Annotated in this window: 14 protein-coding genes; 6 read left to right on the top strand and 8 right to left on the bottom strand. The window is 64.8% G+C overall.

The annotated features are described in order from the left end of the window. Positions 1 to 117 precede the first annotated feature (117 nt). Positions 118 to 1,248, bottom strand: a complete 1,131-nt coding sequence (gene dnaJ / locus FJ977_RS10025) for a molecular chaperone DnaJ (protein WP_140770890.1) — start codon at positions 1,246 to 1,248, stop codon at positions 118 to 120. A 223-nt stretch (positions 1,249 to 1,471) separates the two neighbouring features. Then, positions 1,472 to 3,388 (bottom strand): molecular chaperone DnaK, encoded by a 1,917-nt coding sequence (dnaK, locus tag FJ977_RS10020; protein ID WP_056573851.1) that lies wholly within the window; start codon positions 3,386 to 3,388, stop codon positions 1,472 to 1,474. Between the two features lie 212 nt (positions 3,389 to 3,600). Between dnaK and FJ977_RS10015 the strand changes: the two genes are divergently transcribed. From FJ977_RS10015 to FJ977_RS09990, 6 genes are all read left to right on the top strand, one after another. Beyond that, the gene (locus FJ977_RS10015; RefSeq protein ID WP_181179731.1) at positions 3,601 to 5,838 is read left to right on the top strand and encodes a hypothetical protein; all 2,238 of its coding nucleotides are present in this window, start codon (positions 3,601 to 3,603) and stop codon (positions 5,836 to 5,838) included. Between the two features lie 10 nt (positions 5,839 to 5,848). Then, on the top strand, positions 5,849 to 9,697 hold the full coding sequence (locus FJ977_RS10010) for a hypothetical protein (protein WP_140770887.1): 3,849 nt from the start codon (positions 5,849 to 5,851) through the stop codon (positions 9,695 to 9,697). 210 nt (positions 9,698 to 9,907) lie between these two features. Continuing rightward, positions 9,908 to 10,585 (top strand): ribulose-phosphate 3-epimerase, encoded by a 678-nt coding sequence (gene rpe / locus FJ977_RS10005; protein WP_140770885.1) that lies wholly within the window; start codon positions 9,908 to 9,910, stop codon positions 10,583 to 10,585. A 505-nt stretch (positions 10,586 to 11,090) separates the two neighbouring features. Continuing rightward, a complete protein-coding gene (locus tag FJ977_RS10000; RefSeq protein WP_140770883.1) occupies positions 11,091 to 11,834 on the top strand; it encodes a GntR family transcriptional regulator in 744 nt (247 codons plus the stop codon). Between the two features lie 167 nt (positions 11,835 to 12,001). Next, a complete protein-coding gene (locus FJ977_RS09995; protein ID WP_140770881.1) occupies positions 12,002 to 13,516 on the top strand; it encodes a malonyl-CoA synthase in 1,515 nt (504 codons plus the stop codon). 71 nt (positions 13,517 to 13,587) lie between these two features. Further along, positions 13,588 to 14,103: a hypothetical protein gene (locus FJ977_RS09990; protein ID WP_140770879.1), complete on the top strand. Its 516-nt coding sequence runs from the start codon at positions 13,588 to 13,590 to the stop codon at positions 14,101 to 14,103. Positions 14,104 to 14,190: 87 nt separating this feature from the next. On the opposite strand, the gene FJ977_RS09985 is transcribed toward FJ977_RS09990, so the two are convergent. The 6 genes from FJ977_RS09985 to FJ977_RS09960 all read right to left on the bottom strand — a co-directional run bounded on the left by FJ977_RS09985 (position 14,191) and on the right by FJ977_RS09960 (position 21,307). Then, on the bottom strand, positions 14,191 to 16,248 hold the full coding sequence (locus tag FJ977_RS09985; protein WP_140770877.1) for an ABC transporter ATP-binding protein/permease: 2,058 nt from the start codon (positions 16,246 to 16,248) through the stop codon (positions 14,191 to 14,193). A 72-nt stretch (positions 16,249 to 16,320) separates the two neighbouring features. Continuing rightward, positions 16,321 to 17,436 carry an NAD(P)/FAD-dependent oxidoreductase gene (locus FJ977_RS09980; protein ID WP_140770875.1) on the bottom strand — a complete coding sequence of 372 codons (1,116 nt, stop codon included), beginning with the start codon at positions 17,434 to 17,436 and terminating at the stop codon, positions 16,321 to 16,323. Between the two features lie 10 nt (positions 17,437 to 17,446). Beyond that, positions 17,447 to 18,619: an N-acetylglucosamine-6-phosphate deacetylase gene (nagA, locus tag FJ977_RS09975; RefSeq protein ID WP_140770873.1), complete on the bottom strand. Its 1,173-nt coding sequence runs from the start codon at positions 18,617 to 18,619 to the stop codon at positions 17,447 to 17,449. Further along, positions 18,616 to 19,650 carry an SIS domain-containing protein gene (locus tag FJ977_RS09970; RefSeq protein WP_140770871.1) on the bottom strand — a complete coding sequence of 345 codons (1,035 nt, stop codon included), beginning with the start codon at positions 19,648 to 19,650 and terminating at the stop codon, positions 18,616 to 18,618. Before FJ977_RS09970 ends, nagA begins: the two co-directional genes overlap by 4 nt. Then, entirely contained in the window at positions 19,647 to 20,429 is a 783-nt protein-coding gene (locus tag FJ977_RS09965) for a GntR family transcriptional regulator (protein WP_140770869.1), read from the bottom strand. Before FJ977_RS09965 ends, FJ977_RS09970 begins: the two co-directional genes overlap by 4 nt. Then, positions 20,426 to 21,307 carry an N-acetylglucosamine kinase gene (locus FJ977_RS09960; protein WP_140770867.1) on the bottom strand — a complete coding sequence of 294 codons (882 nt, stop codon included), beginning with the start codon at positions 21,305 to 21,307 and terminating at the stop codon, positions 20,426 to 20,428. The genes FJ977_RS09965 and FJ977_RS09960 overlap by 4 nt, the downstream gene beginning before the upstream one ends. Positions 21,308 to 21,329: the final 22 nt, after the last annotated feature.

The following is a 21,329-nucleotide window of genomic DNA, read 5'->3' as shown; positions in this document are numbered from 1 at the left end:
TTAACACCTGGTTGACGCAAGGCAAGGTACGGCAAGACGCATGTCGTGGATAAGATAGATTTCGTCGCGCTTCGGGATTCGGCGCGTTTCATCCGACCACGCGCCATTTCTGCTCGATCAACGCTCGCCGAAGGATTCGAAGAAATCCTTCATGCGGGCGAAAAACCCGCTCGATTGGGGCGAATTCTCCTGTGAGGAGAGCTGTTCGAACTCCTCCAGCAACTCACGCTGGCGGCGGGTAAGGTTCTGCGGCGTCTCGACCGCGGTCTGGATATAGAGATCGCCGACATTGGGTTGGCGCAGCACCGGCATGCCCTTGCCCTTGAGCCGGAACTGACGCCCGTTCTGGGTGCCTTCGGGCACCTTCACCTTGGTCTGGCTGCCGTCCAGCGTCGTCACCTCGAAGGAGCCGCCAAGGGCCGCCGTCGTCATCGAGATCGGCACCTTGCAATAGAGATCGGCGCCATCGCGCTGGAAGAATTCGTGCGGCTTCACCGCCAGGAAAATATAGAGGTCGCCCGAAGGCCCGCCGCGCAGGCCGGCCTCGCCTTCATTGGCCAGGCGGATGCGGGTGCCGTCCTCGATGCCGGCCGGAATGTTGACCGACAGCGAGCGCTCCTCGGTGACGCGGCCCTGGCCGGCGCATTTCGGGCACGGATCCTTGATGGTCTGGCCGCGGCCCTGGCATTGCGGGCAGGTGCGCTCGATCGAGAAGAAGCCTTGCGTGGCGCGCACCTTGCCGTGGCCGTGGCACATCGAGCAGGTCACGGGCTGGGTGCCGGGCTTGGCGCCGCTGCCAGAGCATTCCGAGCAGGAGATCGAGGCCGGCACGCGAATCTGCGCGGTTTTTCCCGCGAAGGCCTCTTCCAGCGTGATTTCCATGTTGTAGCGCAGGTCGGCGCCGCGCTCGCGGCCACCCGACGAGCGGCGCTGGCGCCCGCCCATCATGTCGCCGAAAATATCCTCGAAGATGTCGGCGAAGCCGCCAGCGCCAAAGCCTTGCGCGCCGCCATTCATGCCGCCCTGCTCGAAGGCGGCGTGACCGAAGCGGTCATAGGCCGCGCGCTTCTGCGGGTCCTTCAGCGTCTCGTAGGCTTCGTTGATTTCCTTGAACTTGTGCTCGCAGGAATGATCGCCGGGGTTGCGGTCGGGATGGAACTGCATGGCGAGCTTGCGGAAAGCGCTCTTGAGCTCCTTCTCGTCGGCGCCCTTTTGCACGCCCAGCGTTTCGTAGAAATCAGCTTTCATTTTTTCCCGCTGTCCGGATGCTCAACGTCTTGATGCATTGTTGCGTCGTTTGCCGGCACGTCGTCTCGATTTAGGATCGGTGCCGCCCGGATGCCAGTGCTGGCATGCGTCTGTCCGGGTTTTTCTGTCGTTTTTTCAGGAGGGTCCTGCACTTTTTCGGCAAGGGTTGCAAAAAAGCCCGGCTTTACGCCGGGCTTTCCGCTTTGTCTTGCCGTCGGGCGGCTCAGGCCGACTTCTTCTTGTCGTCGTCCTCGTCGATTTCCTCGAAATCGGCATCGACCACGTCGGAGTCCTTGGCGGCATCCGCCTTGGCGTCGGCTTCCGCCGCTTCCTTCTGCGAGGCCTCGTACATGGCCTGACCAAGCTTCATCGAAGCTTCGGCAAGTGCCTGGCTCTTGGCCTCGATGTCGGCCGCGTCGTCGCCCTCGGCCGCGGTCTTCAGCGCCGCGATCGCATCCGATATCGCCGTGCGTTCGGCTTCCGAGACCTTGTCGCCATATTCCTTCAGCGACTTCTCGGAAGAATGCACCAGCGCCTCGGCCTGGTTGCGGGCCTCGACCACGGCGCGACGCTTCTTGTCCGTCTCGGCATTGGCCTCGGCGTCCTTGACCATCTTCTCGATGTCGGCGTCCGAAAGACCGCCAGAAGCCTGGATACGGATCTGGTGCTCCTTGCCGGTGCCCTTGTCCTTGGCCGAAACGTTGACGATGCCGTTGGCGTCGATGTCGAAGGTGACCTCGATCTGCGGCACGCCGCGCGGCGCCGGCGGAATGCCGACCAGGTCGAACTGGCCAAGAGCCTTGTTGTCGGCCGCCATTTCACGCTCGCCCTGGAAGACCCGGATGGTCACCGCCGACTGCGAATCCTCGGCGGTCGAGAACACCTGGCTCTTCTTGGTCGGGATCGTGGTGTTGCGCTCGATCAGCCGCGTGAACACGCCACCCAGCGTCTCGATGCCGAGCGACAGCGGCGTCACGTCGAGCAGCAGCACGTCCTTGACGTCGCCCTGCAGCACGCCGGCCTGGATGGCGGCGCCGAGTGCGACGACCTCATCCGGGTTGACGCCCTTGTGCGGCTCCTTGCCGAAGAACTGCTTCACGATCTCCTGGATCTTGGGCATGCGGGTCATGCCGCCGACCAGGACCACTTCGTCGATCTCGCCGGCCTTCAGGCCGGCATCCTTGAGCGCCGCCTTGCAGGGCTCGATAGTGCGCTGGACGAGATCCTCGACCAGGCTTTCGAACTTGGCGCGCGTCAGCTTCAGCGTCAGGTGCTTCGGCCCGGTCGCGTCGGCGGTGATGAAGGGCAGGTTGATTTCGGTCTGCGTCGTCGAGGACAGCTCGATCTTGGCCTTTTCAGCCGCCTCCTTGAGGCGCTGCAGGGCCAGCTTGTCGTTCTTCAGGTCGATGCCTTGTTCCTTCTTGAACTCGGCCGCCAGGTACTCCACCAGGCGCATGTCGAAATCCTCGCCGCCGAGGAAGGTGTCGCCATTGGTCGACTTCACCTCGAACACGCCGTCGCCGATTTCCAGCACCGAGATGTCGAACGTGCCGCCGCCAAGGTCATAAACGGCAATGGTCTTGCCGTCCTTCTTGTCGAGACCGTAGGCAAGCGCTGCCGCCGTCGGCTCGTTGATGATGCGCAGCACTTCGAGGCCGGCGATCTTGCCGGCATCCTTGGTCGCCTGGCGCTGGGCGTCGTTGAAGTAGGCCGGAACGGTGATGACCGCCTTCTCGACCTTTTCGCCGAGATAGGCTTCCGCCGTTTCCTTCATCTTCTGCAGGATCATGGCCGAGATCTGCGAGGGCGACTGCTTCTTGCCGCCGGCCTCGACCCAGGCATCGCCATTGTCGCCCTTGACGATCTTGTAGGGGACAAGCTTCTTGTCCTTCTCCGTCACCGGATCGTCATAGCGGCGGCCGATCAGGCGCTTGACCGCGAAGATGGTATTTTCAGGATTGGTGACCGCCTGGCGCTTGGCCGGCTGGCCGACCAGACGTTCGCCGTCGCCCGAGATGGCGACGATGGAAGGCGTCGTGCGTGCGCCTTCCGCATTCTCGATCACCTTCGGCTCCTTGCCATCCATGATGGCGATGCAGGAATTTGTGGTGCCGAGATCGATACCGATTACTTTTGCCATTTTTCTAGTCTCTCCGCTAAGCAGGCTTTCAGGACCCGTGAAGGCGTTCCGACGAAAGCCCCTGTTCACAAGAAATCCCGTTCGGCAACCGGTGTCCCGGCGCCGGACGGCTTGGCGCGTATATAAGAACAGGCGGCATCGGGCGCAAGCATTCTGCGCAAGGCTTCCATGAACCTTTCCACCTCCGTCCACGACTGACGTCCAGGTGCCGCATGGAGCGGCCCGGAAAGGAAGTCCCCATGACCAGCAACCGAGAGGCTCCGCGGTCTCCCGGAACAACAGGAACTCGGCGTGATCACCGCCTTCGGGACGGGGTCGACGCGCTGGGCTTTCCGCTGATTCCGTTGACCCTAGGTAAGAGCAGGCGTATCGTAATGAAGAGGAAAGCAGACAATTCGATCAGGGAAGAACGTGCCGGACCGCCGCGCCCTGCCCTGATTTGCGCGGCGCAGCCGGAGATTCCTCCCGTAGACTTCGGGGGGAGTTCTATGTCTCGCGATCGCGGCCTGTCAGTGTCTTCTCGCGCCAGCCGTTTGCGCCGCCTGATCAAGACAACCGGCGGCGTTCTTGCATTCGCCCTGACCGCCGGCCTCTGGCTCGGCGGTGCCGCCCGGGCTCAGGACACCCAGATCATCTATCCAGGCTCGATGGCGGTCACCGGCTTTCCCGGGACCGTCATCCCCAATTTCGACGAGGGCTTGCCGCCCGGCGTCGATCCGGTCGACGAAACCTTCATCGACACCACGCGCGCCACCTTGCGCGTGTTCGACGTTTCGCACCTGGGTGGCCCAGCCTCGGGCCAGCTCGTCTTCACGCCGCCGCCTTTCGAGGTGACGGCAGGCCAGATCGGCGAGGTGTTCGGCCTCACCTATGATGACGGCGTGCGCGATGGTGTCCCGTCGGGCATTCCCAACCTTTACGCCGCGGCCACCTCGCTGCACGGCATCGAGATCGTCACGCCGGACGCCGACAAGGATGGCAGGCCGGAGCGGCAGCGCCGCGGCACGGCAGGCGCGACCTTCATGGATGGCCAGTTCGGCACCGAAAATGGTGGCGGGCCGGGCACCATCTGGAAGATCGACGGTATCACCGGCCAGGTCGCCAAATTCGCCGACATCGACACCAACAGCGGTCCCGGCATCGGCAATATCACCTTCGATCCCAACCACCGCCAGTTCTTCGCCTCCGACCTCGACACCGGCCTGATTCATCGCATCGACGCCAATGGCAGGCTGATCGACACCTACGATCATGGCGTCGCCGGGCGACCGGCGCATGGCCTGGCTCCCGTCGCCGACGACGGCGCGGTGATGGACATACAGGGCGCGGCCTTCGACACGGAAGACTCCGAAACCTGGGGCTATACCCAGGACGAGCGCCGTGTCTGGGCCGTCTCCTATCATGGCGGCCGTCTCTATTACTCGGTCGGCGAAAAATCGGAGATCTGGTCGGTCGGCATCGCCCGAGACGGCACCTTTGCCGGCGACCCGCGCTGGGAGCTGACGGTCAAGGCCGACAAGGACTACGCCGTCACCGACATCGCCTTCGACAACAGCGGCTTCATGTATCTCGCCCAGCGCGGCCCGATCGAGAACCGCTACGACTACAGCCGCTTCGCCGATTCCGGCAAGGGCGAGGTCATCCGCTACTTCAGAGAAAATCCGGACGATCCGGCAACGGAATCGGTCTGGGTGGAAGTGCCGCAGGAATACGCGGTCGGCTTCCCGCAGGGCAACCGGCAGTCGGCCGGCGGCCTCGACCTGCAATATGGCTATGACGCCGACGGCAATCTCGACACTTCGGTCTGCACGCAGACGCTGGTCAACACCGGCGACAAATTGCGCGACAATCCGACGCTCGCCGAACAGCTCGCCGCTGGCGGCCCGCTCGCCGTGCATGGCGTGCAGATCACGCCCAAGGACCTGGTCAAACCGGCCAACGTGCCGCCCTTCGGCTCCTGGTTCGTCGATTTCGATGGCTATTTCGAGGATCCCGAGGTGGAAGGCCATGTCGGCGACGTCGCCGTCTGGCACCCCTGCGAGGGCCGCGCCGGCTATTATGAAGAAATCCCGGGCGGCTATCTGCCACCCTTCTACCCGCCGGACTTCCCACCGCCCGGCAACCTGCCTCCCTGTCTCGATGTTGAAGACGTCCAGTACTACTGCACGCCTTCGGGCCTCGAGGCCGATCTCTATCTCCATGACCATGCCGGCTTCGGCGGCGATTCGATCAAGGCCCAGTCCAGGACGCCAGGCGTCGGGGTGACCACACCCATGTCGCATGCGCCCGGCAAGCCGTACACGATCAACATCACCGGCCACTATCCGGGCGACAGAGTGGATGTTGGACTTTGCTTCTACAGGAAGTCCGACAAGGACAAGGGTGGCTACTACCCTTGCTGCAAGATGACCTTGCCGCTCCGCACCCCAGCCGTCAGCTGCGAACGTTGAGGAGGGGACGATGAACAATCTCGCACTCTCCCCGCTCGCGCGAAACAGCTCAACCGTCATGGAGACGATCATGAAACCCCTGTCATACGCCAGGCGCGGCGCGCGCTGGCTGATGGCGGCCGGTATCGCGGTCGCCATGCTCACCCCTCTCGCAAGCCACGCGGAAGACGCCGCTCCGGTCACACCGGAACTGAGGCTCGACCTCGACAATTCGCGCGTCGTCAATCCGAGGCCGGAACGGGTCGTGCCGTTCTTCACCAAGACAGGCACCCAGAGAGGCTGCGACTATGTCGTCTACTCCCTGAGCTTCGGCCTGCGCGGTGACACGCAGGGCTTTGCCGATCCGGGCCTTGCGGACTTGCTGAGGAAACTCAAGATCGAGTTCAAGGACCAGCTTCCGCACGGCCTTTCGATCGTCAGCGTCAACGTGTCCGGCGACGGCACGGATTCCTCCGGCGGGCCACTGCCGGCCGCGACGATCAGCAATACGGCGGGGCCCAACGATACGGCAACGGTGTCCGACTTCCGGCTCTCCGCCGCCGATCTCGACGGCGCCGGGGCCGCCAACGAACGCGTCATCAATTTCCAGATCACGGCCAGGATCGACCATGCGGCGTTTCCCGCGCCGACGATCATCGACAACCAGGGCCTGATCAAGGTGAGCAACGGAGCCGGCACCGGGACCATCATCCCGTCGCAGGATCCGAGCAAGCCTGACGATGGCGACTACAAGACCGGCGTGAAGACCTCGATCAAGATCGATGTCACCAAGTGCGAACCGCCGCCACCGCCTCCCGGCAAGGAATGCTTCAAGGTGGAACGCGGCACGGTCGATTGCGTGCCCGGCGGCGGCGCCTTCATCTACCACATGCCGGTTGGGCCGGAGATGGGCGGCAAGTGGGTGCAGGTGTCGACCACCACGCCTGGCATCACCATCATCCCCGACACCCAGCTGGTGCCTCCGGGCGGCGGTGTGCTCAACTGGAAGATCGTCGGTGCATCGCCCGGCGACGTCATCCACCTCATCGTCACCGGCATCGAGACCTATGCCGGACCGAAGGAGGGCTGGGGCCTGTGCTGCACGCAGACCATCGACATCGTCATCCCGCGTGACCAGCGGTGCCCGCCCAGGGACAAGGAGCCGGATCTCAAGGTCGAGAAACGCGCCGATGTCGCGCGCTGCACCATGGCCGGCGGCTGCGACTTCACCATCAGGGTCACCAATGTCGGCACCGCGCCCTACAACGGCAAGATCGTGCTGGACGAAGTGACGTTGCCGGCCGGCTCGACGCTGAGCTCAGGGCCCAATCCGCCCTGGGTCTGCGTGCCCGGCACCACCCCGATGACCTGCACCTATCCGGTGACAACGCTCAATCCGGGGGCCTTTTTCGACCTCAAGCTCGGCTTCAGGCCGGCGGGGGGCTGGCAAGGCAGTGCGCTGCGCAACTGCGCGACCTACAACTATGCCGCCAGCGGCAAGCCGTTGTTCGGCAGCCAGTCGAATGACCGTGGCTGTGCCTCGATCCCGATCTGCCGCCGTGGCGATCGTGACCGCGACTGCCAGCCGCCGGTCGAGAAGAAGGTCGACCTGATCCTGAAGAAGCGTGCCCGCACCGAAATCTGCACGGCCGACGGCGTCTGTTTCTTCGTGATCGACATCATCAACAACGGCACCTCGACCTATAACGGGCCGCTGACGGTGATCGACAACTATCCCGGCGGCGCACCGGCCTCCTCAACCTTCGGGCCGAGCCCGCCCTGGACATGCGGCCCGAACGGCCCCGGCCAGTTCCGCTGCGACAATCCCGGCATCGCGCTGCCCGCGGGCGCCTCGACGCCGATCTTCGTCAAGGCGGTCATGCCGGCCGATTACCGGTCCGACACGGTCGAGAACTGCGCCGAGGTGAAGGCCATTCCCGGTGAGGTCGACCTCACCAACAACAAGGCCTGCGCCAAGGAACGCATCCGTCGTCCCAATGGTGGCCAGCCCGGCCTGCGCATCACCAAGGTGTGCAGCGGCTCGCTGGCCGGTGCAGCGGCCGTCTCTTGCCGCATCACCGTCTCCAACGCCGGCACCGCGGCCACCACCGGTCCGGTGCGGGTCAACGATGCCGCCACGCTGGTGTCGGGCGGCGCGCCCGTCCAGATCCAGACCGTCACTCCAGACGGCGCGGAATGGGCGTGCGGACCGGTTCCGGCCAACACGCTGTCGTGCCAGATTCCCGGTGCCGTCATGGCACCCGGAACCAGCCGCCACTTCGACGTGACGGTCTCGGCCAATGGCGAGTTCGAGAACTGCGCGCGCGGCTCCTATGGGCCGGCGCAAGGCGACGATGTCGTCTACCCGATCGGCCAGGCCTGCGCCAAGGGCGGCGGCTCCTCGACCATCCGTGTCGAGAAGACCGGCGACCGCGAATGCCGGCTCGGCCAGCCCTGCTCGTTCGACATCACCATATCCAATGACGGAACGAGCCCCTTCTCCGGCCCGGTTCGCATCGGTGATGCGATCGGGGTGGAAGGGCTCGGCCGGCTGGCCGGCGTTGCGATCACCTCGATCGACCCGCCCTTCGGCTGCTCGCCGGAGCCGACCACACTGCCGGCCTCCTGCATCGCCAACCTGACGCTCGGCGCCGGCGAAAGCCAGTCGCATCATGTCACCGTGGTCATTCCCGACGACGGGCGCCTTGCCAATCTGCAGGGCAACGTCAATGGCCAGAACTGCGTTGGCGTCCTGTCTCCCGACACGCGGGTGCAGGGCGGCGGCGACGTGCTTGGCGGCGACCAGACCAATGTGCAGGGCGATCGCGGCAAGGCCTATGCGTGCCATCCCTTCACCATCACGCATGAGGTGAAGAACCAGTGCTCGCCGGGCTTCGTCATGAACGACGCCGGCCGCTGCGTCTGCCCGGAAGGCACCACCTTCCGCAATGGCCAGTGCACGGGCGGGGGCACCAACCTTCTGCCGCTTCCCGTGCCGCCGCGCTGCGTGCTGCTCGAAGGCCAGATCCGCACCGAGGACGGGCGCTGCATCTGCCCGCGCGGCACGGCGCTGGAGAACGGCGCCTGCGTCAGGACCGACAAACCCGAGCAGTGCACCATCCGTGGCCAGGTCCACGATGCCGATGGCGACTGCATCTGCCCGCAAGGGACCGAGGTTCGCAACGGCGCCTGCCGGCCGATCCGGCCGAAGCCCGAGCAGTGCACCATCCGTGGCCAGATCCACGATGCCAACGGCGATTGCGTCTGCCCGCAAGGCACCGAGGTGCGTAACGGCGCCTGCCGCCCGGCTCGGCCGAAGCCACAGCAGTGCCGCATCCCCGGCCAGATACGCAATGCCGATGGCGATTGCGTCTGTCCGCAAGGAACCGAGGTGCGCAACGGCGCCTGCCGTCCGGTCCGGCCGAAGCCCGACCAGTGCACCATCCGGGGCCAGGTGCACGATGCCAACGGCGATTGCGTCTGCCCGCGGGGTACCGAGGTGCAAGGCAATGCCTGCCGGCGCAAGCAGCCGCAGGTGGAGCAGTGCGACATACGCGGCCAGGTCCACAACAAGCGCGGCGAGTGTGTCTGCCCGCGTGGGACCGAGGTGATCGACGGCGCATGCCGCAAGCCCAGGCAGCAGGCGGAATGCGCACCGGGCTCGCAGATGATCAATGGTCAGTGCCAGCCGATCTTCAAGAGGCGCTGCCCGGAAGGCACGGTTGGACGCTATCCCAACTGCCGGCCGATGCGCGGACAGCCGTCGCTGGAGCTCAATCCGGGCCTGCTGCTGCAGCAGGTCCTGCCACGGCGCCTGCCGCAGGCTGAACAGCAGCAGGAACCGGCACCAAACAGGATCCTGAAGCTCCAGCAGCAGTAGCCGTCTGCTCGACGTCAGACCTGGAACCCGCCGGAGCAATCCGGCGGGTCCTTCGTCATGTCCCGGCAAGCGGGAATTGGCTGCGAGATGCCGCACCGCCACCAAGCCTGTGGAGCCCCCGTGCCTGCACCCTCGACAAGTCACCCGCCGGGCATTAGGCAGTCGATCCAGGGTGAACGGTATGAAAAGGGCGCCCGGAAAGGCCGCGAGATGAGCAAGAAGACCTTGATCGCACCATCGGTGCTGGCTTCGGACTTTTCGAAGCTTGGCGACGAGGTCGAAGCCGTCGCCGCTGCTGGCGCCGATTGGATCCATCTCGATGTCATGGATGGCCATTTCGTCCCCAACATCACCTTCGGTCCGCCGGTGATCAAGGCGATCCGCAACCGCACCAAGGCCTTTTTCGACTGCCATCTGATGATCGCGCCGGCCGATCCCTATCTCGCAGCCTTCGCCGAGGCCGGCTGTGACGGCATGACGGTGCATGCGGAGGCCGGGCCGCATCTCGACCGCTCGCTGCAGACCATCAGGAACCTCGGCAAGAAGGCCGGCGTTTCGCTCAATCCGGCGACGCCGGAAACGATGATCGAATACGTGCTCGACCGGCTCGACCTGATCCTGATCATGACCGTCAATCCGGGGTTCGGCGGCCAGGCCTTCATCCCGGGGATCGTCGACAAGGTGAGAAGGGTCAAGGCGCTGATCGGCGACCGGCCGATCCGCATCGAGATCGACGGCGGCGTTTCGCCCGAAACGGCCCCTTTGGTCACGTCAGCAGGGGCCGATGTGCTGGTGGCCGGCGCAGCGATCTTCAAGGGCGGCAGCGTCGAGGCGTACCGTGCCAACATCGAGGCGATCAGGACAGCGGCCGACAACGCCGCCGGCTAGAGCAATTCCAGGAAAAGTGTGACCGGTTTTCCGTCCGGAATTGGTCAAAGGAAAGAGTTAGGGCGGCCGCTTCAAGGAAACAGCGCACCGCTCCGGATTGCTCGACGAACCACGATCATCCCGCCTCAAATCCAACGGGCCGGCTGGCCGACAGCTTTTGCGCGGACACGGTTCTTCAGGAGCCGGTTCCGCCCGAATTAGATCGGCGCAGGAGGCATGAGCCGAGCCGTGCGTTATTTTTGCGCGCGACAGAAAAGATGCTCGCACGGGCACACAAGAAACAGATAATCCTGCGTGCATACAAAACATGTTAAGTTTCCATTGGTTGCAGAGGCGCGCGAATTCCCCGATCAGACGGCGGATAGCGTCATATTCCTTCGTGCTTAAGTACTAGGATGGCATCTTGTGCTTGAGCCCCTTGACGAAGGCACTGTAGGGTACATGTACGGAAGGATTCTTTTCGGACTCGAATTGCCCAGACAGACATGGGGACAAGGAGTCGAATTTGACATACGGCGCTGCCAACCTCAACGACGACGGCACAGGACCCAAGAGTACGCTTGCCAGTACGGTCTATCACCAATTGCGGGATGATCTTCTTGGCGGCGCTCTGGAAGCCGAAAGCAAACTGCGGGTCGAGTGGGTTGTTGCCAAGTATGGCGCCGGTGCCTCCCCTGTCCGTGAAGCCCTTAATCGCCTTGCCTCCGAGGGACTCCTTGGCCGTCACGATCAGCGTGGCTTTTTCATCATGCCGGTCAGCGCGACGGAGCTCGAGGAACTGACGCGCACCCGCTGTTGGCTCGAGGAACGCGCGCTTCGCGAATCCATTGCCCACCGCACCACCGACTGGGAGGAACAACTGGTGCTGGCGCTGCATCGCCTGGGTCGCGCCTCACGACATTCGCCGCAAAATCTCTTGTCGCTCGATCCGGACTGGGAAAAATTGCACCGCACCTTCCACCGTGTGCTGATCTCGGCCTGCCGGTCGCACTGGCTGGTGGGTTTCTGCGATCAGCTTTCCGATCACGCCTATCGCTACCGGCAAATGGCCACTGACGGCGAGGGCATCCAGCGCGACGATTTCGGGGAACACCGGCGGATCGCCGAATACGCGCTGGACGGCAATGCCGACGGCGCCGTCCAGGCCTTGATCGATCATTACCAGCTGACCGCTTCCATATGCATGGAGCGCTTCAAGCAAGGCGAAGTCTCAAAACCCGCCGCTTCGGTCGAGCGCGCTCGGCGGTAACGATCATTTCCCTTGACGGAGCTTGTTGCCATCGTTCGCGGCTTTTTCGGCCGATGTGACGCGCCCGACCGCCGTTGCGGTCTTGACGACATGGACCGGAAACGCGAACTCTGCGCGCCCCAAGGGCATTGCCGGCGCCGCCATTGCCATCACAGCAGGAAAATTTCATGACCAATCATCTGTTCGATGCGTTCCGGTCCCGGATGCCGGCGCCCGGGCGCCTGTTGATGGAAACCGATGATGGGCGCTCGCTCAGCTATGGCGACATGCTGGCGCGGTCGGCGCAGCTCTCGCACGCGCTGCTGCAATTGGATGTCGAGCCCGGCGACCGGATCGCGGTGCAGGTCGAGAAGAGCCCGGAGGCGATGCTGCTCTATCTCGCCTGCGTGCGCGCCGGTGCCGTCTTCCTGCCCCTCAACACGGCCTACACGCTGACCGAGCTTGGATATTTCTTCGAGGATGCAGCGCCTCGGGTCATCGTCTGCGATCCGGCGAAATCGGCGGATATCGAGCGGATGGCCGCGCCATCCGGTGCCGTCGTGGTCACGCTCGACCGCACCGGCCGGGGATCGCTGACGGACCAGGCATCGCGGCAATCCTCCGATTTTCATGATGTCGAGCGCGGCGAGAACGATCTCGCGGCGATCCTCTACACGTCGGGAACGACCGGCCGTTCGAAAGGCGCCATGCTCAGCCACGGAAACCTGGCGTCGAATGCGCGCGTGCTGGTCGACCAATGGCGCTTCACATCAGGCGATGTGCTGATCCATGCGCTGCCGATCTTCCACACGCATGGCCTGTTCGTCGCCACCAATGTCATCCTGATGGCTGGCGCCTCGATGCTGTTCGAGCAGAAATTCGATCCGGCCCGCATCGTCTCACTGCTGCCGCGCGCCACGGCGCTGATGGGCGTGCCGACCTTCTATACCAGGCTGCTGCAGCAGGACGGGCTGGGCCGCGAGGCGGCGAAGAACATCCGCCTGTTCGTGTCCGGCTCAGCGCCGCTGCTGGCTGATACGCACAAGGCCTGGCGCGAGCGCACCGGCCACGCCATCCTCGAACGCTATGGCATGACCGAGACAAACATGAACACGTCCAACCCCTATGAGGGCGAACGGCGCGCCGGCACGGTCGGCTTCCCGCTGCCTGGCGTGACGCTGCGCATCACGGATCCCGATAGCGGCAAGCCGCTGGCCCAGGGCGAGGTCGGCATGATCGAGGTCAAGGGTCCGAACGTGTTTGGCGGCTACTGGCGCATGCCGGAAAAGACCAAGGCGGAATTCCGCGCCGACGGCTTCTTCATCACGGGCGATCTCGGCATGATCGACGCCGACTTCTATGTCCATATCGTCGGCCGCGGCAAGGACCTGATCATCTCGGGCGGCTACAACATCTATCCGAAGGAGCTCGAAAGCGAGATCGACGCGCTAGAGGGGGTTAGTGAAAGCGCGGTCATCGGCGTCGCTCATCCGGATTTCGGCGAAGGCGTCACCGCCGTCGTCGTACGGGCCCCGGCATCGCGGATCACCGGCGCCGAAATTCTCAGTGCCATCGCCGGGCGCCTGGCCAGGTACAAGCACCCGAAGCAGGTGATCTTCGTCGACGAATTGCCGCGCAACACCATGGGCAAAGTGCAGAAGAACCTGCTACGCGAGACCTACAAGGATCTCTATGGGTCCTAGGTTCAAAGCTCCGCAAACCCGGTCGTGGCTAGCAGTGTTGGATCATGAGGCTCTGAAAGTAGGATAATCCGATGCTCGCATTTGAAGACCAACGATGGGGCGAACTGCAGCATGCGTATGGCAGCGCAGCAAACATTCCGGGGTTACTCCGGGAACTGCGCTTAGCCACAAGTCCTAAGAGCGGCTATCAGGAGGAGCCGTGGTATAGCCTCTGGTCAAGCCTTTGCCACCAAGGTGACGTTTATACCGCCTCATACGCGGCCGTTCCGCACATTGTGAAAATCGCGACTGAGACGCGAACGCCTATCGACTCTTCATTCTTCCAGCTACCCGCGGCTATTGAAGTTGCCAGGAGAACGGGCCACGGACCTGAGATACCGACTGAGTGCGCCGACGACTATCACCGTGCTGTGGCGAGTCTTGGCGAGATCGTCAGTCTCCATCGAAACGAGGCTTGGGATCAATCGATGCTCTTGTCGGCAATGGCTGCTCAGGCCATTGCCAAAGGTCATGTCGATGTCGCTGAGGTCATGCTGAATTTGGACAGCGATTTGATCGCCAAGATCAACAGGCTCGAGTTCAATTAGAGCTTCGGCTGCCCAGCCTGATTCACTGTTGGAGTGAGCCGGTAGAACTATCAGCAGCACGTCCGTCAGGCAAAGAGATTGACTCCCCTACTTTAGCTTATGCGGCCTTTCGATGCCCGAGCCCCACAAGGCGCGTGTGAGAAGGCCGCGTTTGCGGTTGCGCGGCACGAGGTCGATATCCCTGACAAGTTTCGCGCCGCCCTTGTGCCGCTCGAGCGTGATCTTGCGGGTGTGGAAGGCTTCCAGTTCGGCGCGATGCGCCACGCTGAGGATCGTGACTTCAGGCAATTCGCGGATCACCGTTGCCATCATCTGGTCCTGGCTCTTTTCGTCCAGCGCCGAGGTCGCCTCGTCCAGGACGACGATGTCGGGGCGATGCAGCAAGAGCCGCGCGAAGGCGATCCGCTGCTTTTCGCCACCCGACAAGGTCTGGTCCCAGGGCGCCTCCTCCTTGATCCGGCCGGCGAGGTGGCCAAGGCCGACCTTGTCGAGGGCGGCCTTGATCTGGTCGAGCTTCCACTTGTTGGCGGCCGCGGGGTAGGCGACCACCCGGCGCAGCGTGCCGGACGGGATGTAGGGCCGTTGCGGCAGCATGAACAACCGCCTGTCGGGATGGAAATTGACGCTGCCGCTCCCCCATGGCCACAGGCCGGCGATCGCCCGCACCAGCGTAGACTTGCCCGAACCGGATTCGCCTGAGACCAACACGCGCTCGCCCGGTTCGACGGCGACCTCCGTCTCCTTGACCACGGACGTGCCGTCGTCGAGCGTCACGGAGAGATCGTCGAGGCTGAGCATGGCGTCGCCCTTGGTTTCGCCACGCTTGATGCGCCCCAACTCATCGCTCTGCTCGGCACGTTCCAGCCCGTCGAGCGACATCATCAGCGAAGCGATGCGGCGTGCGGAGGCGTTCCAGTCGGCGAGGCGCGGATAATTGTCGACCAGCCAGCCGAACGCGCTCTGCACGATGGCGAAGGCGGATGCCGCCTGCATGACCTGGCCGAGCGACATCGACCCTTCGAGGAACTTTGGCGCACAGAGCAGGACCGGCACGACAGGCGCGAATAGGCTCGAGCCCTGCGATACCAATGCCGTGCGCATGTGCTGGCCGGTCAGTTGCGCCCAGCGCTTCAGAACGCCGGCAAAGGTTCTGTCGATGCCGCTGCGTTCTTCCTCCTCGCCGCCGAGCAGGGCGATGCTCTCGCCGTTTTCGCGCACGCGCGTCAGCACGTAGCGGAATTCGGCTTCCGTCTGGTTCTTCTCCTCGGACAGCCGCACGAAATCGCGGCCGATGGCGAACATAGAGGTGGAGGTGATCGCGGCATAGATCACCGCGGTGATGACGAGGAAGCCGGGCACGGTGATGGTCGAGCCGCCTAGCGGGACGCTCAAGGCGCCGCCGATTGTCCACAGCACCACGATGAAGGTCGAGGCCGACAGGGTGGCGACAATCACGCCGGCGACGAAATCGACGGGTGACTCGGTGGCGACCCGCAGATCTTCAGACAGGCGCGCCTCCGGGTTCTGGTGGTCGCCCTTGACGAGGTTCAGCTGATAGTAGCGGCCGTTGGCCAGCCAGCGCGCTATCACCGAGGTCGTCAGCCAGGCGCGCCAGCGGCGCTGCATGGTCATGCGCAGCCAGACTTGCGCGACGACAAGGCTGATGCTGCCAAGCACCAGCGGCACGAACACGGCGCTGAGGAAATAGACGGTATGGGCATCGCGCTTCTCGATGGCGTCGAAGATCGAGCGGTTCCAGACATTGATCCCGTACTGGAAGCCGACATTGACGACGATCAGGATCAGCAGCCCGACCGACAATGGCCAGCCGAGCCTGTCGCCATGCCGTCCCCAATAGCCGCGCCCGCTGATCCAGAAACGCTTCAGCAGGTATTTCTTGCGCGCCTGTTCTGCTTCCTCGGGCGTCAACTCCGGGTTGGGTTCGACGGCTTCCGGCGGCGGAGCTTCGCCGGCGATATCGGGCGCGGCCGCTTCGACGATCGGTGCCTTCTTGTCGCCCGGCTTCTTTTTGCTCGCCTCCTCCGCGCGCGGGCTCTCGTCGCGCGGCTTTCGCCGTCGCCGCTTCGGGGCGGCGCGCGGCTTTATGCCGTCGGTCGGTCTCGATCTGGGTTTCGCCTCGGACATACGCCCCGACAACGACCTCGAAATCAAAAGGTTTCATGACATCAGCCTGAGCGGACGAATTCCCGGCGGCGCTTATAATCGCGTATGCAGCAGCTCCACGACATGGTCGGCGATCGCCAGGCTCGCGGTCAGGCCGGGGCTCTCTATGCCGAAGAGATTGACGATCCGCCCGGCGCCATGATCGGCCGGCCCCTGGATCATGAAATCGGCAGCCGCCTGACCCGGGCCGGACAGCTTCGGCCTGACGCCGGCATAGGCCGGTTGCAGGGCACCGTCGGCAAGATCAGGCCAATAACGCCGGATCGCCTCGTAGAAGGCAGCGCCTCGGCCGGGATCGACTGTATAATCCACGCGCTCGATCCATTCGACATCAGGCCCAAAACGCGCACTGCCGCTCAGATCGAGCGTCAGATGGACACCAAGGCCACCTTCGACCGGAACCGGATAGATCAGCCGCGAAAACGGCGATCGGCCTGGAAGGGCGAAATAATTCCCGCGTGCGAGCCACTGCCGGGGGATGAGATTCCCTGGGAAGCCGTCGATCCGGCCGGCCACGGCCGGCGCATCGAGACCCGCGGCATTGACGAAGGTGGCCGCCTCCAGGGCGAAGGTCTCGCCATTGGCATCGCGCGTTTCGATCCGGATCCCGCCGGCCTGGATCGTCGCTCCGGCGACAGTGGTGAGGAAAGCAAAGGACGCGCCGGCCGCCTCGGCGTCGCCGCGCAACGACAGCATCAGCGCATGGCTGTCGACAATGCCGGTCGACGGCGACAACAGCGCGCCCGCGCATGCCAGCGCAGGTTCCAGGCTCTCGGCTTCGCCGCGCGTCAGGAACCGGAGATCGTCGACCCCGCAGCGTCGGGCATTGGCCTCGATCTTGCGCAACCCGTCCATCTGGCTGGGCTCGCTGGCAACGATCAGCTTGCCGGTGCGCGCATGGGCGACGGCGTGCTCGGCGCAGTAGGCATAGAGAAACCGCCGCCCTTCGACGCAGAGCCGGGCCTTCAGGCTTCCCGGTGCATAATAAAGACCGGCATGGATGACTTCGGAGTTGCGCGAACTGGTGACGGTGCCGATCGCCTCGGCCTGTTCGACCACCACCACCTCGCGCCCGGACAAGGCAAGCGCCCTGGCGATGGCAAGCCCGACGACGCCTGCTCCGGCGACGACACAATCGATCGTCTGCATGGCCTTGCTCTCAGCGTGGAGCGCCGGCCTCGAACACCTTGTTGCCGCCGATCCAGACGCGTCCTATGCCAAGATCGTCCGACAGTGCAACGACATCCGCCGCCGTGCCATTGGCAAATCGGCCAAGCCGATGCGACTGGCCGATCGCCTGCGCCGGGTAGAGCGAGGCCATGCGCAGGGCTTCCGTGAGTTCGACGCCGACGACGCCGTGCATGAACCGGATCGCCGAGATCATATCGAGATCGGCGCCCGCCAGCGTTCCGTCGGCAAGCCTGAGACTCCCGTCCTTGCGGTAGATGGTGCGGCCGTTGAGCGTGAACGAGGTCATGTCGGTGCCGATCGTCGCCATGGCGTCGGTGACCAGCACGATCTTGCCCGGTCCCTGTTTGGCATCGAGCGCGATCCGGATTGTCGTGGGATGAACGTGGATGCCGTCGGCGATGAGCCCGGCGGACAAGGTACCGACATCGATCGCCGTGCCCGCCAGTCCAGGCTCGCGGTTGCCGATCTGGCTCATGGCGTTGAACAGGTGGGTGACCACGCTGGCGCCCGCCTCGGCGAAGGTTTTTGCCTTGAAATAGCTGGTATCCGAATGGCCGAGGCTGACGACGACGCCGGCCTTCGCCAATGCCGCGACCCGCGCCGGTTCGACGGATTCCGGCGCGACCGTGGTGAGCAGCACCGGCAGCTTCTGCCGCGCCGCGATCAGCATCGCCTGGTCGGCGTCCGTCATAGGCCGGATCAACGCCGGATCATGCGCGCCCTTGCGCGCGATCGACAGGTGCGGGCCCTCGAGATGCAGGCCGAGGAAGCCTGGCACCTTTTGCAGCGCTGCTGCTTCGCCGGCTGCGATGGCGGCCGCGGTGATCGCGGGCGTGTCGGTGATCAGCGTCGCCAGCAGCGCCGTCGTGCCGAATGGCGCGTGCGCCCGGCAGATGGTTTCGATCGAGGCGACATCGGGGTGGTCGTTGAGCATGACGCCGCCGCCGCCATTGACCTGGATGTCGACAAAGCCCGGCACCAGCATACCGCCGCCGGCGTCGACGGCACGGACGTCCGAGGGCAGGGCACCTTGGCGCACTATGGCCTCGACAAGACCGTCGCGCACGACGAGCGCCGAGCCTTCATGCCAGTTGTCGCCGTCGAAAATGCGGGCGCCTGTCAGGGCCAAACGGTCGCTCATACGGTCTCCGTCACCTTGCGAAGGTTGCGCGGCGTGTCGGGATCGAGGCCGCGGTGGCGCGCGAAAGCCTCGACGAACACGTAGAACGAGACGATCAGCGTCAGCGGATCGGTCAGCGGGTGTCCGGTGGCGACATGCGGCAGGCGCGTGGCGCGGTTGGCAAGAGCTGATGTGACGAACACCGGTGCTCCCTTGGCCGCCAGGCCGTCGGCCGCTTCCGCGATTGAGGGCTCCGACGCATCGCGCGCGGCCAGCGCCAGCACCGGAAAGTCGGGGCCGATCAGCGCCAGCGGGCCGTGCATGACTTCGGCCGCGCTATAGGCCTCGGCATGCATGCCGCAGGTCTCCTTGAATTTCAGCGCCGCCTCGTTGGCCATCGCCGCCGACGGTCCTCGGCCGAGGATGAACAGCGATTTCTGCTTCTCGATGGTTTCGGAGAGCACGCTCATCCAGTCGCAGGCGATCGCCTTGCCGAAATGCTCGGGCAAGCCGGCAAGTGCCTTGAGAAGCGCCTCGTCGCCGGTGGAATGCGCCATCAGGGCGAGACCGGCGACAGCGGAATTGACGAAGGTCTTGGTCGCCGCGACGCTGCGCTCGGGGCCGGCCAGGATGTCGATCGCATAGTCCGAGGCCCGCGCCAGCGGCGAATCGGCGGTGTTGGTGACGGCGATGGTCAGCGCGCCGCCGGCGCGTGCGGTCTCGGCCATGGCGACGATGTCGGGGCTCTTGCCTGACTGCGAGATCGCCAGGCAGGCTGAGCCGTCGAGCCTAAGCTTGCGGCCGTAGATCGAGGCGATGGACGGCCCGACCGAGGCGACGGCAAGGCCCGCGGTCAGTTCGACGGCATATTTCATGAAGGTCGCGGCATGATCGGACGAACCGCGCGCCACGGTGACGACGAAATGCGGGTCGCGTTCCCGGATGCCGCGCCCGGCCTCGGCGAGCATGGCGCCCGAACCGTTGAGCAGTCGGGCGACGGCCTGCGGGATCTCCTCGATCTCGCGCTGCATATGTGTGGTGTTGGAGGTCATGGTCGGCCCTCTTCGCTCGGCCCTGTCAGCCGCAGTTCGGCAACGAAATCATAGGCGTCGCCCCGGTAGATGGAGCGGGTGAACTCGATCACCTTGCCGCTCGCCAGGTAGGAAATGCGTTCGATATGCAGGCCGGCAATACCCGGCGGCACTTCCAGCAGGCGCGCATCGCCGTCGCCGAGATTGGCGGCCGAGATGCGCTGTACCGCCCGAACCGGGCGATTGCCGGTCAGTTGCAGCGCCGCATAGAGCGAGGAGCCGATGCCCGCCGGGTCGGGCAGCACGCTGGCCGACAGCGAGGCGCGTTCGATCGCCAGCGGCGTGTCGTTGGCGATGCGCAGGCGCGCCACGCGCGCCACCAGTTCGTTCGACGACAGGCCGAGCACCATCATCTCGTCGGGCGAGGGCGCATAGAGGCCGCGGTCGAGCCAGGCCGAGCGCACCGCCATGCCGCGTCGCGCCATGTCCTCGGTGAAGGAGGTCAGCCGCGACAGCGATTGCTCGACGCGCTCCATGCGTGGCGCCACGAAAGTGCCCGAGCCATGGCGCTGCACAAGAATGCCGCCCTTGACCAGATCCTGCACCGCCTTGCGCACGGTGACCCGCGAAATGTCGGCCTTGGTGGCGATGTCGCGCTCGGAGGGCAGCGCGTCGCCGGGTCCGATCAGGCCACGGTTGACCGCATCCTCGATGCTTTTCCTGAGCTGCAGGTAGAGCGGCGCGCCGCTTTGCGACGATTGTCTCAGCGTGGCGAAAATCTGGTCGGCGGCATCGCTCATCGGGCCGCCTCCACTGGCTTGGCGAAAAGCCTGACCGCCATCTGCACGGCACCGCCCAGCGCATCGTCGAGCGGCGGCTTGAGCAGCGTCCGGTAACGTGGCGACAGCCGTGGCGCGTAGAGCGGCGCCAGCCCGCCGAGCAGGCAAAGCGGCGCGTCGTCGGAAAGGCCGAGCGCGCCGAGCGAAGCCTCGACATCGCTGACCGCCTTGTCGACGATCCAGTTGGCGACGGCATCGCCCTTCTCGGCGTGCTCGAACACTTTGGGCGCGAAGCCGCCGAAATCGCCGGGCTTGGCATTGGTGGTGAATTCCACCACGTCCTCGGGATTGTTGCGGAAGATGGCCATCATCGCGTCGGTCAGCGGCGAAGCCGCGCGCACGCCGTCATGGGCAAGCAGCGTCTGTTCGAGCAGATCGCGGCCGATGCGGGCACCGCTGCCCTGGTCGCCGACCTGAAATCCCCAGCCGCCGATCGCCCGTGACCTGCCGCCCTTGCGGGCCATATAGGCGGTGCCGGTGCCGAGGATCGCCATGGCCCCGTCGCCAGAGCCCACCGCCCCTTCCAGCGCGATTTCGGCGTCGGTCTCGACGCGACTGGTGCTGAACGGCAGGATCGCTTCGAGCTGCTGCCGGTAGGTGCCGACATTGGCGCCGGCAAGGCCGAGGATGGCCGGTGTCTGCGGGATCAGCTCGGGATCCTGCCCGGCGGCGATGAAAGCCTGCCGCGCGGCATCGACGATGTTCGACCGCGCCCCGGTGAGGTCGGTGCGAATGTTGGCGGCGCCGCTTTTGGCGCGACCGACGACCGTACCGTCCGCTGTTGCAAGGGCGGCCCTGCAGCTGGTGCCGCCGCCATCGATACCGAGCACGAAATTCACGCGATTTCTCCTCCGGGCCGAT

It is taken from the genome of Mesorhizobium sp. B2-1-3A, assembly GCF_006442655.1.
GTDB lineage: Bacteria > Pseudomonadota > Alphaproteobacteria > Rhizobiales > Rhizobiaceae > Mesorhizobium.
This window is presented reverse-complemented; position numbering and strand designations above follow the sequence as displayed.